Annotated in this window: 1 pseudogene; it reads left to right on the forward strand. The window is 74.5% G+C overall.

The window, feature by feature from the left end:
• Window positions 1-259, forward strand: a pseudogene (locus IC50_RS07110) (caspase family protein); the annotation flags it as partial.

A 259-nucleotide genomic window follows, 5' to 3' on the forward strand; every position in this document is an offset into this window, starting at 1 on the left:
CGGTCCGGGCAATCTGGCACCGGCGGTTGCCGGTCGCGCCACGCCGGCAGGTCCGGCCGTGCCGCAGGCCGTCGTGCAGCGCGCCGCGCTGATCCAGCAGGGCAAGGCGCCGATGCCGCCGAGCGCGACGATCCAGCCGACGGTGAGACCGGGTATCGCTGCACCGGCTCCGGCCAACGTCGCTCCCGCCAATCTCGCTCCTGCCACGACAGCGCAGCCGCCGGCTGCGGCCAGGCTGCCGCAAGCCAATACCTTGCCG

It is taken from the genome of Bradyrhizobium genomosp. I (2014), from assembly GCF_000261685.1.
Lineage (GTDB): Bacteria > Pseudomonadota > Alphaproteobacteria > Rhizobiales > Xanthobacteraceae > Bradyrhizobium.